This window comes from Veillonella sp. (assembly GCF_019414865.1).
Classification (GTDB): domain Bacteria; phylum Bacillota; class Negativicutes; order Veillonellales; family Veillonellaceae; genus Veillonella.
Window position 1 is genome coordinate 1 of sequence record NZ_DXLG01000157.1, and the last position, 3,199, is coordinate 3,199.

At 37.6% G+C, this 3,199-nt stretch carries 2 protein-coding genes; both read left to right on the forward strand.

Translation table 11 applies throughout. The annotated features are described in order from the left end of the window. The first annotated feature begins 128 nt into the window (after positions 1-128). Complete coding sequence (locus QZ334_RS07680) at positions 129-1,442, forward strand: NCS2 family permease (RefSeq protein ID WP_295233361.1); 1,314 nt, start codon at positions 129-131, stop codon at positions 1,440-1,442. Between the two features lie 12 nt (positions 1,443-1,454). After that, entirely contained in the window at positions 1,455-3,128 is a 1,674-nt protein-coding gene (gene ade / locus QZ334_RS07685; RefSeq protein WP_295233364.1) for an adenine deaminase, read from the forward strand. Positions 3,129-3,199: the final 71 nt, after the last annotated feature.

The following is a 3,199-nucleotide window of genomic DNA, read 5'->3' on the forward strand; positions in this document are numbered from 1 at the left end:
ATCTATATCTATATCTATAGTCTATTTCATGTCTAATATTTAGTACATCAACAGGAGATTTATACATTTATGTGGAAATATATTAGTAAGGAGAGATTATTCACATAAGTATGAGAGGAGGATTTTTTATGTCAGCACAAGTGCAACGTAGTACATTAGACAAGTTATTTAAAATTACTGAACGTGGATCATCTGTATCGAGAGAGTTATTTGCTGGGGCTACTACATTTTTATGTGTATCCTATGTATTGGCCGTTAATCCAGCCATTTTAGGTGCTGCAGGAATGGATGTAGGTGCTGTATTTACGGCAACTGCTGTGAGCGCCATTATCATGACATTATTATTAGCGTTCTATAGTAATATACCTTTTGCCGGTTTATCTGGGATGGGTATTAATGCATTTTTTGCGTACACCATTGTAGTTCAAATGGGGCATAGTTTTGCTTTTGCTTTGACGGCGCAGCTTGTAGCGGGGTTAGTTTTTTTGTTCATTGCAGTAACACCATTAAAAGAATATTTATTTAACGCTATACCGCATACTATTAAACTAGCCGTAACAGCTGGCATTGGTCTATTTATTGCTCTTATCGGCTTAAGTAGTGCAGGCCTAGTAGTCAGTAATCCTGCAATGCTTATCAGCATAGGGGATTTACAATCACCGTCTAGCTTAGTAGCTATTTTAGGAGTGATTTTAATTGCTGTTTTTACAGGTCGAAATGTTAAAGGCGGTATCTTCCTTGCCGTTATTATCGCCGCTATAGTAGGCTTTTTCTGTGGTATCACTAAATTACCAGCTACAGTATTTTCCATGCCACCATCTTTAGCTCCAATTTGGTTCCACTATGATATGAGTGAAATACTATCGGTAGATATGTTATTTGTTATTTTTACATTCTTATTTGTAAATCTATTTAATGTAGTAGGTGTATTGATTGGATTAACAAATCAAGCGGAGGTACCACAAGATCAACAAATGGCTGTTCAAAGTTCTTGTATGAAAGTGGCTGCTATAGGTACGATTGTAGGCAGTGCGGTAGGCACATCTCCACACATTGTGGCCGTAGAGTCTGCAGCAGGCATCGCAGAAGGTGGTCGTACAGGTTTAACGGCCCTAACTATTGCCGGTTTATTTATTGCATCTCTATTCTTGGCACCATTGCTTATGGTCATTCCCGTGGCGGCTACAGCTCCTGTATTGATTGTAGTGGGCTTATTTATGATGTCCTCCGTGAAGGATATTAACTTTGGAGACATTTCGGAAGGACTGCCAGCATTTTTGACAATCATTATGATGCCATTTGCTTACTCTATTGGTATTGGTATTGAATGGGGGCTTGTTAGTTATGTATTAATTAAAGTCCTTATTGGTAAATATCGTGATATTTCTGTTGTTATGTATTTCCTAGCACTTATTTTTATTTTGAAAGAGATCTTTATGTAGGAGGTTCCTTATATGATAACGTTCAATACAAAAGTATCTAGAGAGGCTCAAGGCCTTGAGAAAGCTCCTGTTGTATTAAAAGGGGCCTCTGTTTTAAATGTTTTTACCGAAGAGTGGGATGTGGCTGATATTGCCATTCACGATGATACGATTATCGGTGTAGGTACTTATAGTGGTGAAACTGAATATGACTATAGCGGTAAATATATTGTGCCCGGTTTTATCGACAGTCATCTCCATTTAGAGTCTACTTTGGTGAATCCAAAGGAATTGGTGTTTGAAGCATCTCAAGTTGGAACCTTAGGCTTTGTGGTCGACCCTCATGAAGCAGGCAATGTAGCAGGTATTGCGGGCGTTGAATACATGATTAATGAAACGGCTTCTGCTCAAGGTGATGTATATGTTATGGCTCCATCCTGTGTGCCTGCTGTACCTGGTGAGGACAATGGCGCTATTTTAGATGGTGATATGTTACATAAACTGCAAAGTAATCCTCGCATTTTAGGATTAGGTGAGGTTATGGACTCTTTTGGTGTTATTGATAGAGATCCATATATGGTAAAAAAATTAGATTATTTTAAAGATATGATTATGGATGGTCATATTATTGGGCTTTCACCAGCGCAATTGGCAAGCTATCGTCTAGCCGGTATTACTACAAACCACGAATGTATTTCCTACGAAGAGGCTAAAGCGCAAGTTAGAAATGGTATCTATGTATGGATTCGCGAGGGTAGTGCGGCTCACAATTTAGATGCCATCGTACAAGGTATCGTTCATAACAAAGCTAATACAGAATACTATGGTTTTTGTACAGATGATAAACATATTGAGGATATCCGTTCTGAAGGTCATATCAGTTATAATATTTTAAGATCTATTGAACTTGGCTTAGACCCTGTAAAAGCTTATAAAATGGCTTCTACCAATACGTCGCTTTGCTATCATTTGAAGGACTTAGGTGCTATTGCCCCAAGCTATAAGGCAAATCTTGTAGTTCTCGATGATGCTAATAGCGTAGCCATACATGAAGTGTTCTATAAGGGAAAACCTATTGAACGAGTTCTTGTTAGGGAAGAGAAAGAAGTTCCTAAGGAATTATTACACACTATTAATATAGGGACTTTCACAAAAGAAAAACTGGAGATTAATGTAGACGGACCTCAAGCTATTATTAATATTGTACCGGGCCAAATCGTTACACAAAAAACGGTTGAAGACGTTCCTGTAGAAAACGGTCTATTTAAACCAAATGCGGAGTATAATAAAATTACTTGTATTGAGCGTTATAAAGCATCAGGCAGAAATGGTGTAGGTATTCTAAAAGGTTTTAATCTTAAAAACGGTGCCATTGCAACATCCTTTGCACATGATTCCCATAATTTAATCGTTGTAGGCGATAATGATGAAGATATGATGGTAGCCATTGAACGGATTCGTGAAATCGGTGGGGGCTATGTCATTACAAGTGAAGGTAAAGTAGTAGAAGAATTAGCCCTTGAAGTAATGGGGTTAATTACAAATCGACCACATGAGGAAGTAGATGCTAAAGTAGCTAAAATGAAAGACATTGCCTACGGTATGGGCGTGTCTAAGGGACTAGATCCATTTATCAATTTGAGCTTCCTTGCATTAACAGTAATTCCAGAAATTAGAATTACCACCACTGGTGTAATGGAGTTTTAAGGTTTGTCTTGATAATTAAGAGTTTAAGCATTATAATTACTTAACTAGTTATGCTACATATGATTTAGTAA